This window comes from Nocardia sp. NPDC055321 (assembly GCF_053645575.1).
Window position 1 is genome coordinate 227,543 of the sequence record NZ_JBSHMS010000004.1, and the last position, 22,347, is coordinate 249,889.

Consider the following 22,347-nt stretch of genomic DNA (forward strand, 5'->3'; position numbering starts at 1 on the left):
GGCTCGACTCCCGGCCGCACAGTAGAGTTCTGGGCATGCGTATGACGTCGGCGATCGTCACGGGGTTGAGCCTCGCGCTGCTGCTGTCGGCGTGTGGGGGGAGCGACGAGGACGCCCCGACCGGGCCGCTGCGACCACCCCCGAAGGTGGCGACGCTGGGCCCGTTCGTCGGCGAGTGCGGTCACCTCACCGACGACGAGGTGCGCGACATCGGGGGCCTGGGCGCCATCTCCCGGGTCTTCAAGAACTCGACCGGATGCAACTGGCAGGGCGGCGGGATCGGCTCGGCGAGCGTGACTTTCGCCTCCTACCGCGGCAGCCCCATCGATCGCGAGAAGGCGTGGGTGGCCAGCGTCGGCCGCGAGCCCGAGACCATCGAGGTCGGCGGCCGCAAGGGCTTCCAGGCCCTGGACCCGAGCAATCGGGTGTGCGATCTGGCCATCCAGCTCGACGACGACTTCTTCGAATGGTCCATGTCCTTCGGTGCCTTCGGCAGCGCCAACCAGGGCAACCCGTGCGACCGCACCCGCCGCATGGCCGAACTGACAGTGCAGCGGCTCGGATGAAAGCGACGACCATGCGGACCCCGTCCCCCCGGCGGCGCACCCGCGCCGCGGCGGCCCTGCTCGCCGCCGTCGCGGTGACGGCAGCGATCGGCGGCTGCGGCAAGACCATCCCCGGCACCGCGCTGCCCGCGGGCGGCACCACCGACGACGGCGGCGGCCGGCTCAACACCAACTTCGACAAGCTGCTGCGCGAATGCGACGTGGTCACCCTCGAGGACATCGGCAAGGCGGTCGGGGAGGGCACCTACGTCGAGCCCTCGTTCAACGGCGCGGTCTGCATGTGGGATCTGGACGGCGGCGCGTCCGGCAGCGGCATGGTGACGCTCAGCTGGTACGAACTGGGTTCGCTCAAGAACGAGAAGGCGAACAACGACCGCCTCGGATATGTGACGAACGACATCTCGGTGCAGGGCCGCCGATCGCTGGAGACCCGCCGTCCCGGCGACGCCGATTCCTGCGGGGTCAGCGCACCGGCCGCGGACACCGGAATCGTCGGGTGGTGGGTGAACTTCCGGCCGGGCTCGAGCCATCCGGATCCCTGCGAAGCGGCCCGCAAGCTGGTCGAGTTGACCCTCAACCTTGCTCGTTAGCGTCTCTACCAGCCCCGCTGCGGGGACCCCTTTTTGCCCCCTGTAAAGGGTGCGGGTATCGTGGACCGCTGTGCCCGGAAGCATTCGGGCAGGTTTGTGCGCAGTACGTAGGCCAGCGAGAGCGGCTGACCGTTCCAGCGTGCCCGTAATTCGGTGCACACGCTGCGTATGACACGCCCGACCTCGTGGCAAGGAAATGCCGTGGGAACTGGGCGGAAAGCTCGAATGACAGCGGCGTGAACAACGGCGCCGCAACCGAATTACAGACATGAAGTTCCAGACACCTGGTTACTAAAAGGAAAGCCGGTCTATGCCAACCATCAACCAGCTGGTCCGCAAGGGTCGCCGCGACAAGGTCTCCAAGACCAAGACTGCGGCCCTGAAGGGGAGCCCGCAGCGTCGTGGCGTGTGCACTCGCGTGTACACCACGACCCCGAAGAAGCCGAACTCCGCGCTGCGTAAGGTCGCGCGTGTTCGCCTGACCAGCGCGGTCGAGGTCACGGCGTACATCCCCGGTGAGGGCCACAACCTGCAGGAGCACTCGATGGTGCTCGTTCGCGGCGGTCGTGTGAAGGACCTCCCGGGTGTGCGCTACAAGATCATCCGCGGCTCGCTCGACACCCAGGGCGTGAAGAACCGCAAGCAGGCTCGCAGCCGTTACGGCGCCAAGAAGGAGAAGAGCTGATATGCCACGCAAGGGCCCCGCACCCAAGCGTCCGCTGATCAACGACCCGGTCTACGGGTCCCCGCTGGTCACTCAGCTGGTCAACAAGATCCTGCTGGACGGCAAGAAGTCCACCGCCGAGCGCATCGTCTACGGCGCCCTCGAGCAGGCGCGCGAGAAGACCGGCACCGATCCGGTCGTCACCCTCAAGCGCGCGCTGGACAACGTCAAGCCCGCCCTCGAGGTGAAGCCCCGCCGCGTCGGTGGCGCCACCTACCAGGTGCCGGTCGAGGTCCGTCCGGGCCGCTCCAACACCCTCGCGCTGCGCTGGCTGGTCAACTACTCCCGCGCGCGTCGTGAGAAGACCATGATCGAGCGTCTGGCGAACGAGCTGCTCGACGCCAGCAACGGTCTGGGCGCTTCGGTGAAGCGTCGCGAGGACACCCACAAGATGGCCGAGTCCAACCGGGCGTTCGCGCACTACCGCTGGTGATTCGTCTCCCGGCTACTCCGTTCGTGGACGTGCCGGGAATCGAGTCGCAGTTCGGCGCGGTAGGCACCCACCTGCCGCGCCGGGCGTTGACACAGTGATGACCGCTGGAGAAGCCAGGGTCGTTCCCGAAGATCCCAACTAGCTACGAGCGGGGAAGATTTCCGTGGCACAGGAAGTGCTCACAGACCTGAACAAGGTCCGCAACATCGGCATCATGGCCCACATCGATGCGGGTAAGACGACCACGACCGAACGCATCCTCTTCTACACCGGCATCACGTACAAGATCGGTGAGGTGCACGACGGCGCCGCCACGATGGACTGGATGGCGCAGGAGCAGGAACGCGGCATCACCATCACGTCGGCCGCGACGACCTGCTACTGGAACAACAACCAGATCAACATCATCGACACCCCCGGGCACGTCGACTTCACCGTCGAGGTGGAGCGTTCGCTCCGCGTCCTCGACGGCGCCGTCGCGGTGTTCGACGGTAAAGAGGGCGTCGAGCCGCAGTCCGAGCAGGTGTGGCGTCAGGCCGACAAGTACGACGTGCCGCGCATCTGTTTCGTGAACAAGATGGACAAGCTCGGCGCGGACTTCTACTTCACCGTGCAGACCATCAAGGACCGCCTGGGTGCCAAGCCGCTGGTCATCCAGCTGCCGATCGGCGCCGAGGACTCCTTCGAGGGCATCGTCGACCTGGTCGAGATGAACGCGAAGGTCTGGAAGGGCGAGACCAAGCTCGGCGAGTCCTACGAGGTCATCGAGATCCCGGAGGATCTCAAGGACAACGCGGAGATCTACCGTCAGGAACTGCTCGAGACCATCGCGGAGTCGGACGAGACGCTGCTGGAGAAGTTCTTCGGTGGTGAGGAGCTCTCGATCGAGGAGATCAAGGGCGCCATCCGCAAGATGACCGTCAGCTCCGAGCTCTACCCGGTGCTGTGTGGTTCGGCGTTCAAGAACAAGGGCGTTCAGCCCATGCTCGACGCCGTCGTGGACTACCTTCCGACCCCGCTGGACGTCGAGTCCGTGCAGGGCCACGTGCCCAACAAGGAAGAGGAAGTCCTCACCCGCAAGCCGTCTTCGGACGAGCCCTTCGCGGCGCTGGCGTTCAAGATCGCCACGCACCCGTTCTTCGGCAAGCTGACCTACGTGCGCGTGTACTCGGGCAAGGTCGACTCCGGCGCCCAGGTCATGAACGCGACCAAGGGCAAGAAGGAGCGTCTGGGCAAGCTGTTCCAGATGCACTCCAACAAGGAGAACCCGGTTCCCGAGGCCGTGGCCGGCCACATCTACGCGGTCATCGGTCTGAAGGACACCACCACGGGTGACACCCTGTGCGATCCGCAGAACCAGATCGTCCTGGAGTCCATGACCTTCCCGGATCCGGTCATCGAGGTGGCCATCGAGCCGAAGACCAAGGCCGACCAGGAGAAGCTGGGCACCGCGATCCAGAAGTTCGCCGAAGAGGATCCGACCTTCAACGTGAAGCTGGATCAGGAGACCGGCCAGACCGTCATCGGCGGTATGGGCGAGCTCCAGCTCGACATCTACGTCGACCGCATGAAGCGCGAGTTCAAGGTCGAGGCGAACATCGGTAAGCCGCAGGTGGCCTACCGTGAGACCCTCACCAAGACGGTGGAGAAGTACGAGTACACCCACAAGAAGCAGACCGGTGGTTCGGGCCAGTTCGCCCGTGTCATCATCGCTCTCGCGCCGCTGGTCGACGCCGAGGACGGCGCTACGTACGAGTTCGAGAACAAGGTCACCGGTGGCCGCGTTCCGCGTGAGTACATCCCCTCGGTCGACGCGGGCATCCAGGACGCCATGCAGTACGGCGTGCTCGCCGGCTTCCCGCTGGTGAACGTGAAGGCCTCGCTGCTCGACGGCGCCTACCACGAGGTCGACTCCTCGGAAATGGCGTTCAAGATCGCGGGCGCCATGGCCCTCAAGGAAGCGGCTCGCAAGGCCGGTCCGGTGATCCTCGAGCCGCTCATGGCGGTGGAGGTCACCACGCCCGAGGATTACATGGGCGAAGTGATCGGCGACCTGAACTCCCGCCGTGGCCAGATCCAGGCCATGGAGGAACGCAGTGGTGCCCGTGTCGTCAAGGCGCTGGTTCCGCTCTCTGAGATGTTCGGTTACATCGGTGACCTGCGGTCCAAGACCCAGGGCCGGGCGAACTTCTCGATGGTGTTCAATTCGTACGCGGAGGTTCCGGCCAACGTGTCGAAGGAGATCATCGCCAAGGCGACCGGCGAGTAATTCGCTGCCCCGGGGCGGGTTCTCCCGAAGCCGCCCCGATCGGTCGTCGAACGACCCCCTGTAATACAAACCGCACTGCTGCAAAAAAAGCACGCACTAACTAGTCCAGGAGGACAACAGTGGCGAAGGCGAAGTTCGAGCGGACGAAGCCCCACGTCAACATCGGCACCATTGGTCACGTCGACCATGGCAAGACCACGCTGACCGCGGCGATCACCAAGGTGCTGGCTGACACCTACCCGGACGTGAACGCTGCGTTCGCGTTCGACCAGATCGACAAGGCGCCGGAGGAGAAGGCTCGTGGTATCACGATCAACATCTCCCACGTCGAGTACCAGACCGAGAAGCGTCACTACGCCCACGTCGACGCCCCCGGCCACGCCGACTACATCAAGAACATGATCACCGGTGCCGCCCAGATGGACGGCGCGATCCTGGTCGTGGCCGCCACCGACGGCCCGATGCCCCAGACCCGTGAGCACGTGCTGCTCGCCCGTCAGGTCGGCGTGCCCTACATCCTGGTCGCGCTGAACAAGGCCGACATGGTCGACGACGACGAGATCCTCGAGCTGGTCGAGATGGAGGTCCGCGAGCTGCTGGCCTCGCAGGAGTTCGACGAGGATGCCCCCGTCGTGCGCGTCTCCGGCCTGAAGGCCCTCGAGGGCGACCCGAAGTGGGCCGCTTCGGTTCTCGAGCTCATGAACGCCGTCGACGAGTCGATCCCGGACCCGGTCCGTGAGACCGACAAGCCCTTCCTGATGCCGATCGAGGACGTCTTCACGATCACCGGTCGTGGCACCGTCGTCACCGGTCGCATCGAGCGCGGTGTGATCAACGTGAACGAGGAAGTCGAGATCGTCGGCATCCGCGAGAAGTCGCAGAAGACCACCATCACCGGTGTCGAGATGTTCCGCAAGCTGCTGGACCAGGGCCAGGCGGGCGACAACGTCGGTCTGCTGGTTCGTGGTCTGAAGCGTGACGACGTCGAGCGTGGTCAGGTCGTCGTGAAGCCGGGCACCACCACCCCGCACACCGAGTTCGAGGGCCAGGCGTACATCCTGTCGAAGGACGAGGGCGGCCGCCACACCCCGTTCTTCAACAACTACCGCCCGCAGTTCTACTTCCGTACCACGGACGTGACCGGCGTCGTTACCCTCCCCGAGGGCACCGAGATGGTCATGCCCGGCGACAACACCGAGATGAGCGTCAAGCTGATCCAGCCGGTCGCCATGGACGAGGGCCTGCGTTTCGCGATCCGTGAGGGTGGCCGCACCGTCGGTGCCGGTCGCGTCACCAAGATCGTCAAGTGATTTGATTCCCTGAATCACCGATCAGGGCCGTTCCCTTCGGGGAGCGGCCCTTTTCGCTTGTCCGGGGCCGGTTTTCGCGCCGTTCGGCGACTATTCGCGCGGGCGCCGCTCGTGTTCGCCCGCGGTGCGGGTGTCGAATTTCGGCCGGCCCCGGTCGTCGAGCCAATCGTGTACGGCGGTGCCCGCGATCATGCCGTCGCTGCCCGGCAGCACGGTGTGCGGGCGGGCGTCCTCGTAGGACTCGGCCATCCGCCGGGCCTGTTCGCGGTGCTCGGGGAGTACCTCGGGCTCGGGGATCGCGGCGGTTTCGGGGGGCCGCTGGGCCGCGGGTCGGCCGGTGGCCTCGCTCGTGGGGGCGGCCGGCGGTTCGGGTTCCGAATCTCTGTGCGCTGGTTCGTCGAATGCGGTCATGATGTCGGCCTGCCCGGATCCGCCCCGGGAAAACCGCTGCCGGGCGGGTGTTGCCCGACCGTGTCAATCGCGCAGAATTTGCTCGGGCGGTGGAAATCCGTCCGGCTTGTCGTCGGTGTGGGAGTAGTACTCCAGGCAGGACAGTCGTCCGTCCGTGGCGAACAGCAGCAGTCCACCCTGTGGGGCTCCCGCTTCGGCGATCGGATTCGGTCCGGGCGGAGCGCTCGGTGCGTCCGGATACACCGCGAGATCGATTGTGGGGCAACCGCATCGGCAGCTGCCGGTGACGCGGGCGGTGGCGGCCTGCGCGCGGAACTCCCGGACGCCGGGGACATCGTCGCCGAGCATCGCGTCCAGGGCGACGCGTTCGTTCTCGGTGAGTTCGCGGTCCACGCGCGGCGTCTCAGGGCGCGGGGACGACGCGGAACTCTCCGGTCCCGGTCGCGCCCAATAGTCGGCCGGAGTCGAAAGCGGCTGCGGCGGAGGGCAATTCGGCGGCACGGCCGCTGGCCAGCACGCGGACCGTGCCGGCGCCCGCGGCCGGTCTGCCGAGCGCGTCGATGCGGCGCAGGGTCTGGGCCGCGACGGCCTCGGCGCTGTCGAAGACGCGGATGCCGGCCGGTAGCGCGGCCAGGATGTCGGCCAGGACCAGCGGGTAGTGCGTGCAGCCCAGGACGATGCCCTCGGTGTCGGGCGGGGTGCGCTCGGCGGCGCCGGCGATGGCCTCGGCGATGGCGGGCAGGTCGCCGCGGTCGATGGCGTCGGCGAGGCCGTGGCAGGCGACGCCGGTGACGTCGGCGCCGCCGCCGAAGCGGGCGATCAGGTCGGCCTGGTAGGCGCTGGCGGTGGTGGCGGCGGTCGCCCAGACCGCGACCTTGCGGCAGGCGGCGGCGGCCGGTTTGATGGCCGGCACGGTGCCGATGACCGGGATGTCCGGGCCGACGGCCGCGCGGACCGGTTCCAGGGCCGTGACGCTCGCGGTATTGCACGGCAGCACAATGACTTCCGCGCCTTCGCGCAGCGAGGTACGCGCGGTGTCCAGGACGCGGTCGATGACCCACCGCTCGGGCTTGGGTCCCCACGGCGCACCGTCGGGATCCATTTGCAGCAGCAGGTCGATATCGGGCCGCAGCTTCCGCAACCACGCCCCGGTGGGCAGCAGCCCCAGTCCGGAATCAATGAGCGCGACGATCACACCCGCAACGGTAGTGAACACCCCGCCCGATTCGCGAACCGTGGTCCCGGGACCCGCCGCCGCACCCGCGGTGACCTGGTCCGATCTCCGGCCGGGGCGGTCGCGCGGGATCCGGGCCCGGTTCAGGAGACGGGCTGCGCGGCCTCGGCGAGCTGTCCGCGCATCTTCATGACCTTGCCGGTCATGCCGGCGCCGACCACCGCGACGAGCGTGCCCGCTCGGAACAGGTGGGCCAGGAACTTGCGTCCCTTGTCCTCCACGATCTGGACGTCGTCGGCGAGCGCGGGCACGCCCAGCACCTGGATCTTGGTGTCGTACTGGTCGCTCCACACGTAGGGAACACGCACGGCGGCAGGCGCTTCCGTGCCCAGCATGGCGGCGACGAGCAGTTGAGCCTGTTCTCCGGCGTTGGTCCAGTGCTCGACCCGCTTGGTGCGCCCGTCGTCCAGCAGCCAGGCCGCGACGTCGCCGGCGGCCCAGACGTCCGGGGTGGTGGTGCGCCCGGTGGCGTCGGTGCGGACGCCGCCGCCGTCGGCGGGATCCAGCAGGTCGATGCCGGAGTCGGTGAGCCATTCGGTGACCGGGGTCGAGCCCACGCCCACCACGACCAGGTCGGCGTCGATCTCGGTGCCGTCGGTCAGGCGCACGCCGCGCACGGCGTCGTCGGCGATGAGCAACTCGCTCACGCCCGCCCCGCAGCGCACGTCCACGCCTTCCTCGCGGTGCATCCGGGCCACGAGTTCCCCGATCTGTTCGCCGAGCGCGGCGTACAGGGGAGTGGGCTGTGGTTCGACCAGGACCGTCTCCACTCCTTGTGCCCGGAAGCTCGCCGCGAGTTCGCAGCCGATGAATCCGGCGCCGATGATGACCGCGCGCCGCGCGCTGCCCAGGTGCGCGCGGAGGCCGGCGGCGTCGTCGTGGCTGCGCAGCACGTGGACCCCGCGTACGTCGGGGAAGCTCGGAATGCGCCGGGGCCGCAGGCCGGTCGCGATGACGAGCCGGTCGTAGCCGATGTCGGTGCCGTCGTCGAGCCGCACGCGCCGCGCGGCGGTGTCGACGCCGGTGGCGGTGACCCCGAGGCGCAGGTCGATGCGCTTTTCCGCGAAGAATTCGGCGGGGCGCAGTGCGGTGTCGTCGATCTCGCCGCGAATGAACTGTTTGGACAGCGGCGGCCGGTCGTACGGCGCGTGTTCCTCCGCCCCGATCAGGGTCAGTTGACCCTCGTAACCTGCGCGGCGCAGTTCTTCGGCGGTGCGGAGACCCGCCAGCCCGGCACCGACAATTAGAACGTGTTCTACCGACAACGACATAGGGCAACCTTAGTCGTTCGGTGGGCCCCGCGCCGCTGTGTCACGCACCACATTCAACTAGCCGCTGAATCGTAGCCGAGACTTTATTGATCGGGCGGTCAGTCAGCGTAGAACGGAAATCAGAACATATTCTCAGCCCTAGGAGGCACCATGTTCACCGAGAGCCGCGTTCAGGACGTTGTGGCTGTCGTACTCGGCGTCATCGCCGCGTTGTCACCGCTCTGGGTCGCTCATAGCGACAATGCCCGGTGGTCCCTTATCGTTGGAGGCGTGCTCATCGCCCTGATCGGTCTGGGTCACGCCGCCAAGAGGATCGGCGCCGTCGCCGACTATGCCTTGGTTCTGGTCGGCGCCCTGCTGTTCGTTTCGCCATGGGTGCTGGACTTCGATTCCTACAGCGGTGCCACCTGGACCGCGTGGGTCGCCGGCGGTGTGACCGCGGTGCTCGCGCTGGTCGCGCTGCCCGCGGTGTCGGATCGACTGGGTGCGGTGACGCGCCGCTGATGCAGATGCACCGGCCCCAGGGAGCGGGGCGTCGCCGGAGTAAGAAAATCGACGGCGACGCTCGTCAGCTCATCCTGGACGCCGCGGAATCCCTTTTCTCGGCACAGGGTTTCGATGCGACCCCCACGGCCGCCATCGCGGCTGGGGCCGGTGTTCCCAAGGGACTCGTCTTCTACTATTTCCCGACCAAGGACGCGATTCTGTCGGCCCTGATGGCCGAGCGCGTGCCGCCGCAGCCCATCGACGACATCGAATCCGTCGTCGCTCCCGGTGATCCGGCGAAGAGTCTGGTGAATCTCGATGCCGCGCTGAATCTGCGCGATCATCACTCCTCGGTGTTGCGCGTCATCATGTGGCGCGAGGCCGACACCCATCCCGATGTGCGAAAGCAGTTGCGCCATATGCGCGATCAGTTGCTGGAGATCACCGCGCGGGTGTTGCAGGCCAGTGCGCCGGCCCCGGTGCGGCCCGGTACGCTGCGCGCCTGCGCCTCGGCGTGGGTGTCGGCGATGCTCGCGATCGCCAGCACCGACCGGTTGCGGACCCTGGATGGTCTGCAGAACGGCGACGAGATGCTCGATGTGGCCCAGGTGGTGGCCGCGGGGATGACCCAGATGGGTTGACACAGGTCAGACCTGCATTTCGGATCTGGGCGGCGTGTCTTCCACATTTCCGTGCGATCGCTAGCAGACTCGTGGGGTTCGTAATAGCTGAGTGTTCGCTATACGCCCTGGAGGACCGATGAAGGCTGGCCGAATACTCGGCGTGCTCGGTATCGCGAGCACGCTGATCCTGGGCTGCACCATCACCACGGCCGCAGCCGAACCCGCTTATCCCGCACCGGATCCCGATCCGTTCTACGCCGCACCGGCGAACATCGCCGACTACGAGCCCGGCGACGTGCTCGCGGTCCGCGCCATGCCGCCGCTGCCGCTGTTCCCCGCGACGACCTTCACCCTGGTCAAGTTTCGTTCCACCAATTCCCAGGGCGGTCCGATCGCGGCGACCACCACGGTGCTGACCCCGCACGAGCACCGGGCCGGCGGTCCGCTGCTGTCCTATCAGCACATCATCAACGGGCTGGGCGCGGAGTGCGCGGTGTCCCGGGTGCTGTGGACCGCGGATCCGAATCTCGCGGTGCGGGAGGCCCCGGTGCTCAATGTCGCGCTGCGGCGTGGCTGGTCGGTGGCGCTGCCGGACCATCTGGGTCCGCAATTCGCCTATGGCGCGGCGCGTTTGGGCGGGCAGATCACCCTGGACGGGATTCGCGCGGCGCAGCGGGTGGACGAGCTGGGGCTGGCGCAGAGCCCGGTGGTGATGGCCGGATACTCCGGTGGCGGTATGGCCACCGCGTGGGCGGCCGCGCTGGCGCCGACCTACGCACCGGATCTGGAGCTGGCCGGGGCGGCGTACGGCGGTGTCCCGATGAACATGCTGACCATGGTGCGCGCGCTGGGCACGTCATCGCATCCGGCGTTCGGTCTCGCCATGGCCGCGGCCATCGGGCTCGAGCGCGAGTACCCGGATCGGCTGCCGTTGAGTACGCAGTTGAACGCGCGGGGGCTGGCGCTGCGCGACGCGATGGCCAACGGCTGCACCAACGAGATCATGGCGCTCGGCGCGGGGAAGAGCGCGCCGGAGCTGGCGGCGAGCATGTCGCTGCTGGAGAGCCCGGATGCCTGGTCGGTCGTGGAGGCGAACAGCCTGCAACTGTACGGCGGGGTGCCGGAAATTCCGGTGTTCGAATGGCATTCGCCCACCGACCCCTTGATTCCGGTGGACGCCATAGTCGATACGAATCGCCGGTATTGCGCCGCGGGTGCGCGATTGCAGATGGATCAGAACATTTCGCCCGAGCATCTGTCGGCCGCCGTGCTGGGGTTGCCCGCCGCGCTGGCCTGGGTCGATGCGCGTTTCCGGGGTGAACCCGCGCCGTCGAATTGCCATTCGGTGTAAATGCCCCAATACCGTTGCTCGTGAGTCGCTTTCAGGCGGTCGCGCCCCGGCCTGCCGGGGTGCGCCGGGGCCGCGCGGACGGGTGTGCCGTGCCCGCCGAACTGTGCGACCCGAGTCGCACGGCGGGGTGCGGAGCGGTAAGAATGGCGGCCATGGATGCCGAATTCACCACCGGTTTGGGCTCGTCCCTGAACTCGCGTCAGGACAGCTACCGTTTGACCAATCCGGAGACCTCGGGTTCGGGCCCGTCCTCGAGCCGTGCGCTGACCGGTGACACCGGCTCGCACGCCGCCCTCGGCCGCACCAGCTTGGATCAGCCGGAGCAACCGGTGCAGTGGTCCGCGCCGCCGGTGCGCCGCGGCGTGCCGGAGGTATCGGAGGGCAAACCCGCCGGCATCAACGGCCTGCCCAATCGCATTCCGGGCGAGCCGGATTCCCGCTTCGAGGCGCCGCCCCGCATCACCTCGGAAACCGGTGGTTACGGCACCACCACCGGTTCCGCCTCGCTCCGCGCCGCCTCCGAGGCGCAGTTCGATCCCTATCGGACCACCGCCGATCCGGAGGTGAACGGCTATCGCCCGGGCACCGATTCGGCGGTGAACGGTTACGGTCCCGGCACCGATGCGGAGTCGAACGGCTATCGCCTCGGCGCTGATCCGGAGTCGAACGGCTATCGACCCGGGGCCGATGCGGATCTGAACGGCTATCGCCTCAGCTCCGACCCGGTAGCGAATTCCTATCGCACGACGTCGGATTCCGCTGTCGATGCCTACCGCCCCGCCTCCGATCCCGCGCCCGCCCCGCTCGGAACGACCGGCGATGTTCCCGCGTCCCTCCGCTGGACAACCCCCGGCTCTGACGCGAATGCGTATGCCACAAGCCCCGATCCGTCCTCGGGTTCGTACCGCACGACGTCGGATCCCGGCGCGGGTTCGTACGGATCGACCTCTGGCTCGGGTGCCGGCTCGTACGGAGCGACTTCCGACCCCGGAATGAGCTCGTACGCGCCGACTTCCGAGCCGGGCGTGGGTTCGTACGGAACGACCTCGGATCCCGGTATGAGCTCGTACGGAACGTCCGATCTCGGTATGAGCTCGTACGCGCCGACTTCCGGGCCCGGCGTGAATTCGTACGGCACGTCCGAGGACTCGTACGGAACCACCGCCGGTGCCGGGATGAGTTCGTACGGGACAACTTCCGAGCCGGGTGGGAATTCGTTCGGAACTTCTTCGGAGCCGGTCGTGAGTTCTCCTGTGGCGAATTCCGATTCTCGGGTGAACTCGTACGGCTCGGCCTCGGAACCGGGTGTCAGCTCGTACGGAACGACTTCCGAGCCGAGTTCGTACGGCGCAACCTCGAGTGATGGGGCGAACCCTTACGGCGCTACTTCCGAGCCCGCAGTCAATTCATACGGGACGTCCTCGGAGCCGGGCGCCAATGCGCGCCGTTCGATGTCCGGGTCGGCCGCTGGTTCGTACGGTACGACGTCCGACGGGGGCGTGAATTCCTACCGTTCGACGTCCGACCCGGACGCCAACGCCTACCGGTCGCCTGGCGAGCCCGGCGTGAGTTCGTATCGCACGACGCCTGAGCCGGGCGCGAGTTCCTACCAGCCCACGTCCGACCCGGTGTCGAATCCCTACCGGCCGACGCCGGATCAGGAAGTCGATACCTACCGCATCAAGCCCGATCCGGTGGCCGGCGCGTTCCGTTCCCCCACGGGCTCGGATCTCGCGGCGCGTCGCTCAGCCGCGGAGCCCGCGGTCAACGGCCACCGCCTGCCCGCGGATCCCGGCGCGTCCGAGAGTCGCCCCGTGTCGGATTTCGCCGCCGTCACCATCCAACCGGCGCCCGCGAACACCGGCCGCCGCTCCGCCCCCGAGCCTCCGGCCCGCCTCCCCGAGCCCCCCGCCCCGGAATCCGTCCCCGCCCGCCTGCCCGCGCCGTCAGCCCCGGACACCGCCTCCCTCTCGGCGTCGCGCCTGTCCGCCCCCGAGCCCGAGGCCCCTCTCGCCCCGCAGTCCCGCCGCGCCGCCCCCGAGCCCGCCCCATCCACGCTCTCCCGGACGACATCGGACCGCGAGCCCGCCCCCGCCGTGGCCCCCGCGAATGCCGTGGCGGCCCCCGAGCTCGCCTCGCCGTCGCGCCACACCGTCACGGGTTCCGATGTCCTACCCGCCGCGACGACGAGTCGCCCCGACCAGGATTCCGAGTCCGCGCCCCCGCAGACCACCCGCTGGGCCGCTCAGGGTTCGGATGCAGCCCCGGTCGCCCCTTCTCGGCGTGCGGCCCAGGATTACGATGCCGAACCCGCGTTGTCGCCCCTGTACTCAGCAGTGGATTCCGATTCGCCATCCGCGGTGACCTCGCGTCGCGCTGCTGTGGATGCCGCCGATCCGGTGCCGTCTCGCCGTGCAGCTGTGGACGCCGCCGATGCCGTGGCCTCGGGTCCCGAGGCTGCGAATGCCGATGCCGTGTCCGCGGTGCCGTCGCGCCGCGCCGCGGTGGACGCTGACGCCGTGCCCGCCGCGACCTCACGTCGCGCCGCAGCGGATACCGATGTCGCACCCGGCCGCCGAGCGGCTCGTGTCTCGGATGCCGACCCCGAGTCGACATCCGCCGAAGCGCCCCTCGATCCCGTCACCCCTCCCGCCCCCCGTTCGCGCCGCGCGGCCCCGGAACCCGAAGCGGCCCAGCCCATCCGCCCCGCCACACGCGTGACCGACGTGCGTGCCGAGGACGCCCCGAACCTGGACCTGCACAGCATCATGCGCCTCCTACTGGCCAGCCACGATCTGGATGTCGCGGCCGCGCAGGCCGAAGCGGGCGAGATCTCGGTCGCCGACTTCGCCGAGGTGGCCCGCCGAACCCGCTCTGCCGCCGTAGATTTGGTGGCGTCCTGGTACGGCGGCCCCGACCACATGCGCCGCTTCGGCGAGGTGCTGTTACAGGCCGCGGCCGAAACCGCGCGCTAGTCGCCCAGCCCCGCCCGTGCACTGCGACCGAACCGGTTCTGCCGAAATGGCTTTCCGCGCGCCGGTCCGAACGCGGCTTTGATGAACCACAGAAGGTTTGCACCATGATCAGCTACGAGCAGGCACGAGAGAACGTCCTGGACTATTACCGGAACGGTTGGCCCGATGGCTACGGCACCTTCTGTCTGGATGACCGCAAGATCGTAGAAAACGACGAGTTCTTCGTCTTCGATGTCGGTTGCCGGGAGTACCTGGTCGACGGCGACCACTCCTACGCCATCGCGGGCGGTGTGACGGTGGTCTACAAGCAGGACGGGCGGGTGGGTAGCCTCCCGTCCCCCGAGGTCGCGATGGACGATACTGTTCGCATGCGGCCGAATCCGGAACCGATCCTGATTCTGTAGATCGGACATGAGGCCGGGCAGGGTGGAAACATTCTGCGGCTCAATCCAATCCGATCACCTGCTGACCTTCCTCGAACTGATCCTTGCGAACCCCGTTCAGTAGCAACCCGATCGAGTCGTACCGCCGGCGCGACGGTTCCACGCCCACTTGGCAGACGAGGTCTATCGCGCGCACCGTCGTGTCGAAGGTGCCGTTCGGGCCGATGACCCGGACGGACTGGCCGGGGCGGAAGTCGCCGGACTCGATCGTGCCGGCCAGGACCACGCCGCGGCCGGTGATGTCGAAGGCCGCGCGGACGGTGAGGCGGGCGGGCGCGGATTCGGGGAGCGCAGGGGGGTCGGGCGGGGAATTGGCGGGCACTACCGGATTCTCGCGGGGGAATGTGCCGGGGGAAAGGGGATTTCGGCGTGGCCTCGGGATCGTGTCGGTGTGATCGTCGATTATGGGGCGGTGACCGAGCCCCAGTTGACGGCAGCGGCCGTGCAGGACGAATTGGCGGGGGTCGCCGACGCCGGCGACGCCGTGCATTTGCAGCGCTTCTTCAAGACCGGCCCGGGGGAGTACGGCGCGGGTGACGTATTCATCGGCGTCCGGGTGCCGCAGACCCGCAAGGTGGCCAAACGTTTCGCGGAACTGCCGCTCGAGCAGATCGCGATATTGCTGGACAGCGCCGTGCACGAGCATCGGCTGGCGGGTCTGGTGATTCTGAACTCCTGGATGGCGCGCGCGGTCTCGCCGCGGCGGCGCGATATCGCGACGCAGGAACGAATCGTGAAGTTCTATCTGGACGCGGTGCGGCGCGGGCGGGTGAACAACTGGGATCTGGTGGACTCCTCGGCGGAATACACCCTCGGCCCGTGGTTCGCCGAGCGCCCGCGCTATCCGCTCTTTCGGCTCGCCGAACAGGAATCGCTGTGGGAGCGCCGGGTGGCGTTGCTCACGACGTTCCATTTCATCAAGTCCGGGGATCCGAGCACGACACTCGAACTCTGCGCGGTGCTGCTGCCCGACAAACGGGACCTCATCCAGAAGGCCGTGGGCTGGATGTTGCGCGAGATCGGCAAGCGCGTGGACGAGCGCGTGCTGCTCGATTTCCTGGCCGCGCACGCCGCGAAGATGGGCCGTACGGCCCTGAGTTACGCCACCGAACATCTTTCTTCGGAGCAGCGCGCGCACTATCGATCCCTGCCCTGACCTTGCTATAAGACGTGTTCCAGGGGGTGCGGGCGCACGGCCCGCACCATTTGTTCATCTTCCGTTAAGTTTACGTTCACATGACGCAATCATTCTGTGACTTGCCAAGAACAGACCGTGCGTCCGGTTATAGCCCGGATGACTCGACCTCCATGCGGAATTCTCCCCCGAGGCGAGGCGGTGTTCACCACACAAGTCAGCAGGTCATCCTTTGCGAAAACTGTTCCCCCTCGTCGTCCTGGCCGCGGTCGCCGCGGCCCCCGCCGTGACCGCGCACGCCGATGTCGCCGGTGTCCCGCAGGAACTGCAGCAGCCCGTCGAGCAGGCGCAGCAGTTCGCCCGCACGCTCCCGGAGCCGCAGCAGGACCAGGTGCAGCAGTTCGTCCGCACGCTGCCCGCTCCGTACAACGACCTGCTTCCGCCGGTTTTCGAGGACAACCTCGACGGCTGGATCAAGAACGCCCTGCACGTGATGGCCCAGCACGGCATCCCGGGCGACTACGACAGCATCCACCGCAACATCATTCGCGAGTCCGGCGGCAATCCGCGCGCGATCAACCTGTGGGATTCCAATGCCGCCATGGGCATTCCGTCCAAGGGCCTGCTGCAGGTGATCGATCCGACGTTCCAGGCGTACCACGTGGAGGGCACCTCCTGGGATATCTACGATCCGGTCGCCAATATCGCCGCCGCCTGCAACTACGCCGCCCACCGCTACGGCACTATCGCGAACGTCTTCGGCGCGTACTGATTTCACCCGCCGCCGGTGGCCGGCGTCCGGTGACCCGAACTCCCGCAACGGTATAGGTCACGCCCCAACGCCGATCGGCCGCCGCGACAAAGTCACGACGGCCGATTACCGATGAACCGGTTCTAGAACTGGATCTTCAGGTGGTCCGTGACCGGCCGCGCCTGGCAGCCGAGAATGTAGCCGTTGGCGATGTCCTCGGGGTCGAGGATTTCGGCGTTCTCCATTTCGACCGAGCCCTCCACGACGGTGCAGGCGCAGGAGCCGCATTCGCCCTCGAGGCAGGAGTACGGCACGTCCAATCCCTTGGACAGCATGATGTCCACCAGGGTTTGGCTACGCGGCCAGGTCATTTCGTGGGTCTGCCCGTCGAGTTCGACCTCGACGGTCGCCGCGTCGGCGGCTTCCTCGTCGCTGATCTCGGCGGGCGCGACATCGGCGAACGGGTCGCCCGAGAGCGAGTTGAAGACCTCGGCGTGGGTGCGGTTGCGCGGCACCTCGAGCTGGGCGAGCGCGTCGTGCACGCGATCCATGAACGGCTTGGGCCCGCAGATGAACGCCTCGTAGCCGGCGTAGGGCGCGGTCAGGGCGGCCAGCGCCTCGACGGTCGGCAGCCCCTGCAGCGGTTCGAGCCAGTGCAGCACGACCAGGCGCTGGGGGTGCTTGTCGGCGAGTTCACGCAGCTCGGCGGCGAAGATGACCGATTCCAGATCGCGGTTGGCGTACACCACCACGATGCGGCCGTTCCCGCGCGCGAGCGCCGATTTGGCGATGGACATGATCGGGGTGATGCCCGAGCCCGCCGCGAACAGCAGCAGATCGGTGTCGAGGTTCTTGGGGGTGAAGACGCCGGACGGCGGCAGCACCTCGATCTCGGACCCCGCGATGAGGTTGTCGCACACCCAGTTCGAGCCGTAGCCGTCGACGGTGCGCTTGACGGTCACCTTGAGCTTGTCGTCGACGTGCGGCGAACTGGCCAGCGAATAGCAGCGGGCCACGGACCCGGTGAGCTCGCTGGGGATGCGCAGGGTCAGGAATTGGCCCGGCTGGTAGGTGAAGCGCTCCCGGAGTTCCTCGGGAATGTCGAATACCAGCGAGCAGGCGTCGGCCGTCTCATTGATGACCGCGGAGACCCGCAGCACGGCTGACCGCGAGCTGTGCGGTACGTCGACGGTGGTCATAGTGTCCTCTCGAACCGACAAACTAGAACGTGTTCTAGTTTGACTATACGTGGCTGTCGCGCTGCCGGACAAGCTGAGCCTCGAGTCCGGCGATCAGCACGTCCATGGAGAAGTCGTAGGAGTATTTCCCACGCAGGTCGCCCATATGCTTCATGGCCCGTTCGACGGCCTCGGGCAGCACCCGATCCGCGAGTGCGCCGTGATCGCGCGGGTTCACCTTCCCGCGGCCGAACAGGTAGGTGTGGATGGTCGCATACGAGGACAGCACATTGCGCTCGTCGAATCCGGCGTCGAACAGGATTTCCATCACGGCCGCGATGAGGTCGAGCTGTTTGCCGAGCATCTGCTCGATGAGCACATCGCCGAGGCCCGGGTGCCTGCGCAATTTCTCGTCGATCTGGTCGATGAGGTCGCGCAGGCGCATTTGCCAGGTGCCGAATTCCGGTGGGGGCTTGCGTACTCCGGTGAGCGCGGCGGTCGCGACGAGATCGAGTAGCTCGCGTTTGTCGGCGACGTAGTAATAGGGGGCCATCGGGGAGACGCCGAGTTCGCGGGAGAGCCGCCGCATGGAGAGTTTCTCCACCCCGTCCTGTCGAACCACGCGCAACGCGGCTTCGACGATCTCCGATTCCGAGAGGGTGTTGCCGCCCCCGCCTGTCTGCATGCGCCCGACTCCCATACCACCTCGACCACCGTGGGCCCGGAATTTCCGACCCTGCCTGTTACCTGCCGCTTTTCCTGTTTTTCGCAGGCGCGTCAGCCATCCCGCAGTCTAGAGCGCCGTCCGGCGCGGTGGTCCGGCCCCGGGAGACGCGATGAGGAAAACGGACTATCCGGAGAGCGGCGGCGCGCCAATCATGATTGCCAACTGTGTGCTGGCCTAGCATTCTTGGAATGCGCCATGATCGTCTTCCCGATGGTTTCGGGGTGCGGATCGATCCCAGGGTGCGCACTTACTCCGGTGGACGGTTCCTGGTCGGTGGCTCACCGACCCGAATGCTCCGCCTCGCACCGGAGGCTGCGGCCATGATCGGTGACGGGTACCTCGAGGTGACAGACCCTACGTCCGCTCGAGTTGCCAGACGTCTGCTCGATTCCGGGGTGGCGAATCCGCGTCCGCGCCTGCTGCCTTCGCTCGAGGACGTCACCGTCATCGTGCCCGTGCACAACGATCCGGAGGGACTCGCGCGCCTGCTCACGGCGCTGCGCGGCTACACCGTGATCGTGGTGGACGACGGCTCCGACAAACCCGTGCGCATTCCGGTCAACCGGGCCCATCGCTGCCGGGTGACCGTGCTGCGCCGGGACCGCCGCCGCGGCCTCGCGGCCGCTCGCAACTTCGGATTACGCTCGGCCGCCACCGAATTCGTGGCCTTCCTGGATCCGGACGTGGTACCGCGCACCGGCTGGCTGGAGGTCATGCTCGGTCATTTCAGCGATCCCAAGGTGGCCCTGGTCGCCCCGCGGATCCTGGCCATGGATCCCGATTCCACGCTACTGGCCCGCTACGAGCACACCCGCGGGTCGGTGCACCGGGGCCGGCGCGAGTCCGCGGTACAGGCGCACGGCGCGGTGCCGTACGTGCCGAGCACCGCGTTGCTGGTGCGCAGGCTGGCGCTGTTGTCCGAGGGCGGATTCGACGAATCCATGGCGGCCGGCGGCGATATCGACCTGTGCTGGCGGCTGGACAGCGCGGGCTGGCGCCTGCGGTACGAACCCGCCGCCCGTGTCGCGCACAGCAATCCGGTGTCCCTGCGAAAGTGGTTCGCTCACAAAGTCACCCATGGCACCGGGGTGGCGCCGCTGGGCCGGCGGCACGCGGGAATGGCCGCGCCGCTGTCGATTCCCATCTGGACCGCGGTGGCCGCGCTGCTGTTCGGGACGATGACCCGCTGGGGTGTGCTGGGCGGGGCGCTGACCCTGGTCGCCACGCTGTTCCGACTACGCAGAGTATTCGCGGATCTCGACAATCCGACCCGGGTGGCGGCCATATATATGGCGCGCGGCTTCTCCGGCGGTCTCTGGCGTTTGGCTTCCTCCCTGTGCCGGCACTATTGGCCGGTCACCCTGCTCGGCATGCTCTGCTCGCGCCGTATCCGGCATCTCGCGATCACCATCGCGGTGGCCGACGGATTGGCCGACTGGTTCATTCACCGCGAGTCCGGCAGCCTCGATCCCGCCCGCTACGTGGCCTGCAAGACCCTGGACGACGTCGCCTACGGCACCGGTCTGTGGTGGGGTGCGGCGCGTTTGCGCAGCGCCGCGGTCCTGCGGCCCACCCTGCCGCCCAACTGAATTCCCACCCCGTACCCGCGCCCGGCCGGCCGTGCCGCCAGGCGCCGGACGCGGGTGCGGATCCCCGCCGCGCACCGCGCGGCGGTCCCGGACAGCGCGCGTGCGCGTCCCTTCCCGTACCGCCCGCAAACGGCCCGTTCCCGTAGTTCGAGCACCGCGCCGGCCTCTCCGCTCGCGCGCCGAAATCCTCGCAGAGCCTGCGCTTACACCGTGAGGTGTGCGCCCGACGGGCATACCCGACTTGGCGAGGGTCACATTTCGCGAGGCTCGGATTCGGGTGTGACCTGCGGGACAAACGAACGGCTTCGTACTTCGGTTCGGATCGCCGTCGGTACTCTTTGGTTCGGGAAAGAAAGGCAAATGGTTAGCAATCTCGCAGGTGGGAGCAGTCCGCAGCACGGCGCCGAGCCGGGCACTCAGTTGGGTGCGCTCGAGGCCTATGCCGCGCAAGCCCACGGATACCTCAGTGTGGGCGGCGACCAGCTCGGTCAGCTACCGGGTCTGTTGCGACCCATGGTGCTGGAGTCGTGGTTGCGCAGCCTGCGCGGCGGGGTCGATCCACTCGATGAAAACGACGGCCGCGGACTGCGCGGAGCCGATCTCGAACGCTATCGCGACGCGCATCCGATCGCGGCGGTCATGCCGCTGGTGGACAAGCTGCTGCTGCGCGATGCCACCAGCACGGGCCTGATCGTGGTGGTGGCCGACCAGTTCGGCCGGGTGCTGTCGGTGCACGGCAATCCCGACCGGGTGCAGGCGGCGTCCGAGGCGGGTGTGCGCGAGGGCAACGATCTGAGCGAGCGCCGGGTCGGCACCAACGCGGTGGGCCTGGTGGTGCGCACCGGGCGCGCGGCCTGGATTCACGGCCCGGAGCATTTCCTGCATCGCATGCATCAGATCACCGGAGCCGCTGCGCCCGTGCATGATCCGGACGGCCGGTTGGTCGGGGTGCTCATGATCGCGGGCGGCGTCCGGGTGGCGCGGCCGGAGATTCTGGCGCTGGTGAAGGCGGCGGCCACGGCCATGGAGATGGATCTGCTGCTGGCCGCGGTGCGTTCGGGCCAGGATCGCCGTGCTGGGGAGGCGCCGGTGCCCGAGCGTCTCGGACTCGAGGTGCTGGGGCTGGGGCAGCCGCAGTTGACCGTGGCCGGTGAGCGAGTTCCGCTGTCGCAGCGGCACGCCGAGATCTTGCTGCTGCTGGGCGAGCATCCCGAGGGCCTGTCCGCGGATCATCTGGCGCTGCTGCTCGACGACGCGGATCTGGACAACGCCACGATTCGCGCGGCCATGTCCCGGTTGCGCTCGGTGGTCGGTCCCAATGTCTTCGGCTCGCGCCCCTACCGGCTGCGGGTTCCGATCGCCACGGACGTGGAGGCGCTGCGCGCCGCGCTCGATTCCGGGGACGTGGACTCGGCGGTGCGGCTGTATTCGGGCCCTGCGCTGCCGCGGTCGAACGCTCCAGGAGTTATAGACATTCGCGATGAATTGCGCGTGCGGTTGCGGACCGCCGTGCTGCGTTCGGGTGAAACCTCGGTGCTGAGCCGATGGACCGCGTGTGCCGAGGGACGCGACGACGCGGCCGCGTGGGCGGCCTACCGGGCCACCGTCGACCGCGATTCACCTCTGTATGCGCAGATCGAGGCGAAGATTCGCGTGCTCGATCGCCGCCTCGGTGCGGATGCAACGCAGATGCAACGTTTCGACTCATAGTCTTCGCATTCGAAAGTGCCCTCGGTCACACCTGGGCCTTGTCATGTGGTTGCACCCACATTTATCGCGGTCGCCGCGTAATCTCCGGAACCAACTAGACGCTCGTCCAACTTTTTTCGGGCAAAAAGTTCCGTTTTATTCACGTACCGCCTAGTCTTCGCAATGCATGGACGGCAAGTGTGATGCAGGCGACAACGCGAGGTTCGCGACAGGTCGCGGTACGCATCGCTCGGCGGTGAGTTGGAGGAGATCGGCAAGCAGTACACCCACGATGTGAACGGCCGTCTCGCCGTCACATCCCGAGCGCGGATCGCGGGGACCGCGATCGGTTCGAGCGCTAGTTGAAGCACGCGCGTACACGTCGGGAAAGACGTCGCGCATTCGTCGAATCACCCAGGAGCAGTGCGAATTTCGCGGCTTCGGGCATCGGATCCTCCGGTACCCCAGGCCTATTTCGTGCTGCCCGGAAACCCGTTCGGCCGCATGGCGGGCAAGTTTGAAGAAGGAGGCTCTGGTGCAGGGTACGGAGTTGGGGAGTATCGGTGGAGACAACGCGTCGCGAGGCGATGCG

Annotated in this window: 22 protein-coding genes; 15 read left to right on the forward strand and 7 right to left on the reverse strand. The window is 67.5% G+C overall.

Annotated elements, in window-relative coordinates; genetic code table 11:
* The first annotated feature begins 35 nt into the window (after window positions 1–35).
* The 6 genes from ACWIGI_RS08210 (at window position 36) to tuf (ending at window position 5,892) form a co-directional block, all read left to right on the forward strand.
* Window positions 36–566, forward strand: coding sequence for a DUF3558 domain-containing protein (locus ACWIGI_RS08210; RefSeq protein WP_454201649.1), 531 nt, complete (start codon window positions 36–38; stop codon window positions 564–566).
* 11 nt (window positions 567–577) lie between these two features.
* Entirely contained in the window at window positions 578–1,156 is a 579-nt protein-coding gene (locus ACWIGI_RS08215; RefSeq protein WP_454201650.1) for a DUF3558 domain-containing protein, read from the forward strand.
* Window positions 1,157–1,466: 310 nt separating this feature from the next.
* On the forward strand, window positions 1,467–1,841 hold the full coding sequence (gene rpsL, locus ACWIGI_RS08220; protein WP_019049359.1) for a 30S ribosomal protein S12: 375 nt from the start codon (window positions 1,467–1,469) through the stop codon (window positions 1,839–1,841).
* Between the two features lies 1 nt (window position 1,842).
* The gene (rpsG, locus tag ACWIGI_RS08225) at window positions 1,843–2,313 is read left to right on the forward strand and encodes a 30S ribosomal protein S7 (RefSeq protein ID WP_030525248.1); all 471 of its coding nucleotides are present in this window, start codon (window positions 1,843–1,845) and stop codon (window positions 2,311–2,313) included.
* 163 nt (window positions 2,314–2,476) lie between these two features.
* Entirely contained in the window at window positions 2,477–4,582 is a 2,106-nt protein-coding gene (gene fusA, locus ACWIGI_RS08230; protein ID WP_454201651.1) for an elongation factor G, read from the forward strand.
* A gap of 119 nt (window positions 4,583–4,701) precedes the next feature.
* On the forward strand, window positions 4,702–5,892 hold the full coding sequence (gene tuf / locus ACWIGI_RS08235; protein WP_454201652.1) for an elongation factor Tu: 1,191 nt from the start codon (window positions 4,702–4,704) through the stop codon (window positions 5,890–5,892).
* A gap of 90 nt (window positions 5,893–5,982) precedes the next feature.
* On the opposite strand, the gene ACWIGI_RS08240 is transcribed toward tuf, so the two are convergent.
* The 4 genes from ACWIGI_RS08240 to ACWIGI_RS08255 all read right to left on the reverse strand — a co-directional run bounded on the left by ACWIGI_RS08240 (window position 5,983) and on the right by ACWIGI_RS08255 (window position 8,808).
* Complete coding sequence (locus ACWIGI_RS08240; RefSeq protein WP_454201653.1) at window positions 5,983–6,303, reverse strand: hypothetical protein; 321 nt, start codon at window positions 6,301–6,303, stop codon at window positions 5,983–5,985.
* A gap of 63 nt (window positions 6,304–6,366) precedes the next feature.
* Entirely contained in the window at window positions 6,367–6,696 is a 330-nt protein-coding gene (locus ACWIGI_RS08245; RefSeq protein ID WP_454201654.1) for a hypothetical protein, read from the reverse strand.
* Window positions 6,697–6,706: 10 nt separating this feature from the next.
* Window positions 6,707–7,498 (reverse strand): glutamate racemase, encoded by a 792-nt coding sequence (locus tag ACWIGI_RS08250; protein WP_454201655.1) that lies wholly within the window; start codon window positions 7,496–7,498, stop codon window positions 6,707–6,709.
* Window positions 7,499–7,620: 122 nt separating this feature from the next.
* Entirely contained in the window at window positions 7,621–8,808 is a 1,188-nt protein-coding gene (locus ACWIGI_RS08255; RefSeq protein ID WP_454201656.1) for an NAD(P)/FAD-dependent oxidoreductase, read from the reverse strand.
* Between the two features lie 150 nt (window positions 8,809–8,958).
* Between ACWIGI_RS08255 and ACWIGI_RS08260 the strand changes: the two genes are divergently transcribed.
* The 5 genes from ACWIGI_RS08260 to ACWIGI_RS08280 all read left to right on the forward strand — a co-directional run bounded on the left by ACWIGI_RS08260 (window position 8,959) and on the right by ACWIGI_RS08280 (window position 14,647).
* Window positions 8,959–9,312: an SPW repeat protein gene (locus tag ACWIGI_RS08260; protein WP_454201657.1), complete on the forward strand. Its 354-nt coding sequence runs from the start codon at window positions 8,959–8,961 to the stop codon at window positions 9,310–9,312.
* Between the two features lie 5 nt (window positions 9,313–9,317).
* Complete coding sequence (locus tag ACWIGI_RS08265; protein ID WP_454201838.1) at window positions 9,318–9,935, forward strand: TetR/AcrR family transcriptional regulator; 618 nt, start codon at window positions 9,318–9,320, stop codon at window positions 9,933–9,935.
* Window positions 9,936–10,053: 118 nt separating this feature from the next.
* Window positions 10,054–11,268, forward strand: coding sequence for a lipase family protein (locus ACWIGI_RS08270; protein ID WP_454201658.1), 1,215 nt, complete (start codon window positions 10,054–10,056; stop codon window positions 11,266–11,268).
* Window positions 11,269–11,420: 152 nt separating this feature from the next.
* On the forward strand, window positions 11,421–14,243 hold the full coding sequence (locus ACWIGI_RS08275) for a hypothetical protein (RefSeq protein WP_454201659.1): 2,823 nt from the start codon (window positions 11,421–11,423) through the stop codon (window positions 14,241–14,243).
* Between the two features lie 104 nt (window positions 14,244–14,347).
* A complete protein-coding gene (locus tag ACWIGI_RS08280) occupies window positions 14,348–14,647 on the forward strand; it encodes a hypothetical protein (RefSeq protein ID WP_454201660.1) in 300 nt (99 codons plus the stop codon).
* A 40-nt stretch (window positions 14,648–14,687) separates the two neighbouring features.
* On the opposite strand, the gene ACWIGI_RS08285 is transcribed toward ACWIGI_RS08280, so the two are convergent.
* Window positions 14,688–15,008 carry a hypothetical protein gene (locus ACWIGI_RS08285; RefSeq protein WP_454201661.1) on the reverse strand — a complete coding sequence of 107 codons (321 nt, stop codon included), beginning with the start codon at window positions 15,006–15,008 and terminating at the stop codon, window positions 14,688–14,690.
* A 90-nt stretch (window positions 15,009–15,098) separates the two neighbouring features.
* Here ACWIGI_RS08285 and ACWIGI_RS08290 point away from each other — a divergent pair, with 90 nt between their 5' ends.
* Both ACWIGI_RS08290 and ACWIGI_RS08295 read left to right on the forward strand, forming a co-directional pair.
* Window positions 15,099–15,842 carry a DNA alkylation repair protein gene (locus tag ACWIGI_RS08290; RefSeq protein ID WP_454201662.1) on the forward strand — a complete coding sequence of 248 codons (744 nt, stop codon included), beginning with the start codon at window positions 15,099–15,101 and terminating at the stop codon, window positions 15,840–15,842.
* 211 nt (window positions 15,843–16,053) lie between these two features.
* Window positions 16,054–16,593 (forward strand): transglycosylase SLT domain-containing protein, encoded by a 540-nt coding sequence (locus tag ACWIGI_RS08295; protein WP_454201663.1) that lies wholly within the window; start codon window positions 16,054–16,056, stop codon window positions 16,591–16,593.
* 122 nt (window positions 16,594–16,715) lie between these two features.
* Here the strand turns inward: ACWIGI_RS08295 and ACWIGI_RS08300 are convergent, their stop codons facing one another.
* Complete coding sequence (locus ACWIGI_RS08300; RefSeq protein WP_454201664.1) at window positions 16,716–17,771, reverse strand: 2Fe-2S iron-sulfur cluster-binding protein; 1,056 nt, start codon at window positions 17,769–17,771, stop codon at window positions 16,716–16,718.
* Window positions 17,772–17,814: 43 nt separating this feature from the next.
* Entirely contained in the window at window positions 17,815–18,435 is a 621-nt protein-coding gene (gene mftR2 / locus ACWIGI_RS08305; protein ID WP_454201665.1) for a mycofactocin system transcriptional regulator MftR2, read from the reverse strand.
* Between the two features lie 230 nt (window positions 18,436–18,665).
* Between mftR2 and mftF the strand changes: the two genes are divergently transcribed.
* Window positions 18,666–20,066 (forward strand): mycofactocin biosynthesis glycosyltransferase MftF, encoded by a 1,401-nt coding sequence (mftF, locus tag ACWIGI_RS08310; RefSeq protein ID WP_454201666.1) that lies wholly within the window; start codon window positions 18,666–18,668, stop codon window positions 20,064–20,066.
* A gap of 360 nt (window positions 20,067–20,426) precedes the next feature.
* Window positions 20,427–21,776: a GAF domain-containing protein gene (locus ACWIGI_RS08315; protein ID WP_454201667.1), complete on the forward strand. Its 1,350-nt coding sequence runs from the start codon at window positions 20,427–20,429 to the stop codon at window positions 21,774–21,776.
* Window positions 21,777–22,347: the final 571 nt, after the last annotated feature.

What these genes read in the sequence shown, in the direction of transcription:
- ACWIGI_RS08210 (WP_454201649.1), top strand. Translation starts at nt 36, where the DNA reads ATGCGTATGACGTCGGCGATCGTCACGGGGTTGAGCCTCGCGCTGCTG.
- ACWIGI_RS08215 (WP_454201650.1), top strand. Translation starts at nt 578, where the DNA reads ATGCGGACCCCGTCCCCCCGGCGGCGCACCCGCGCCGCGGCGGCCCTG.
- rpsL (WP_019049359.1), top strand. Translation starts at nt 1,467, where the DNA reads ATGCCAACCATCAACCAGCTGGTCCGCAAGGGTCGCCGCGACAAGGTC.
- rpsG (WP_030525248.1), top strand. Translation starts at nt 1,843, where the DNA reads ATGCCACGCAAGGGCCCCGCACCCAAGCGTCCGCTGATCAACGACCCG.
- ACWIGI_RS08240 (WP_454201653.1), bottom strand. Translation starts at nt 6,303, where the DNA reads ATGACCGCATTCGACGAACCAGCGCACAGAGATTCGGAACCCGAACCG.
- ACWIGI_RS08255 (WP_454201656.1), bottom strand. Translation starts at nt 8,808, where the DNA reads ATGTCGTTGTCGGTAGAACACGTTCTAATTGTCGGTGCCGGGCTGGCG.
- ACWIGI_RS08260 (WP_454201657.1), top strand. Translation starts at nt 8,959, where the DNA reads ATGTTCACCGAGAGCCGCGTTCAGGACGTTGTGGCTGTCGTACTCGGC.
- ACWIGI_RS08265 (WP_454201838.1), top strand. Translation starts at nt 9,318, where the DNA reads ATGCACCGGCCCCAGGGAGCGGGGCGTCGCCGGAGTAAGAAAATCGAC.
- ACWIGI_RS08270 (WP_454201658.1), top strand. Translation starts at nt 10,054, where the DNA reads ATGAAGGCTGGCCGAATACTCGGCGTGCTCGGTATCGCGAGCACGCTG.
- ACWIGI_RS08275 (WP_454201659.1), top strand. Translation starts at nt 11,421, where the DNA reads ATGGATGCCGAATTCACCACCGGTTTGGGCTCGTCCCTGAACTCGCGT.
- ACWIGI_RS08280 (WP_454201660.1), top strand. Translation starts at nt 14,348, where the DNA reads ATGATCAGCTACGAGCAGGCACGAGAGAACGTCCTGGACTATTACCGG.
- ACWIGI_RS08300 (WP_454201664.1), bottom strand. Translation starts at nt 17,771, where the DNA reads ATGACCACCGTCGACGTACCGCACAGCTCGCGGTCAGCCGTGCTGCGG.
- mftR2 (WP_454201665.1), bottom strand. Translation starts at nt 18,435, where the DNA reads ATGCAGACAGGCGGGGGCGGCAACACCCTCTCGGAATCGGAGATCGTC.
- mftF (WP_454201666.1), top strand. Translation starts at nt 18,666, where the DNA reads ATGCGCCATGATCGTCTTCCCGATGGTTTCGGGGTGCGGATCGATCCC.
- ACWIGI_RS08315 (WP_454201667.1), top strand. Translation starts at nt 20,427, where the DNA reads ATGGTTAGCAATCTCGCAGGTGGGAGCAGTCCGCAGCACGGCGCCGAG.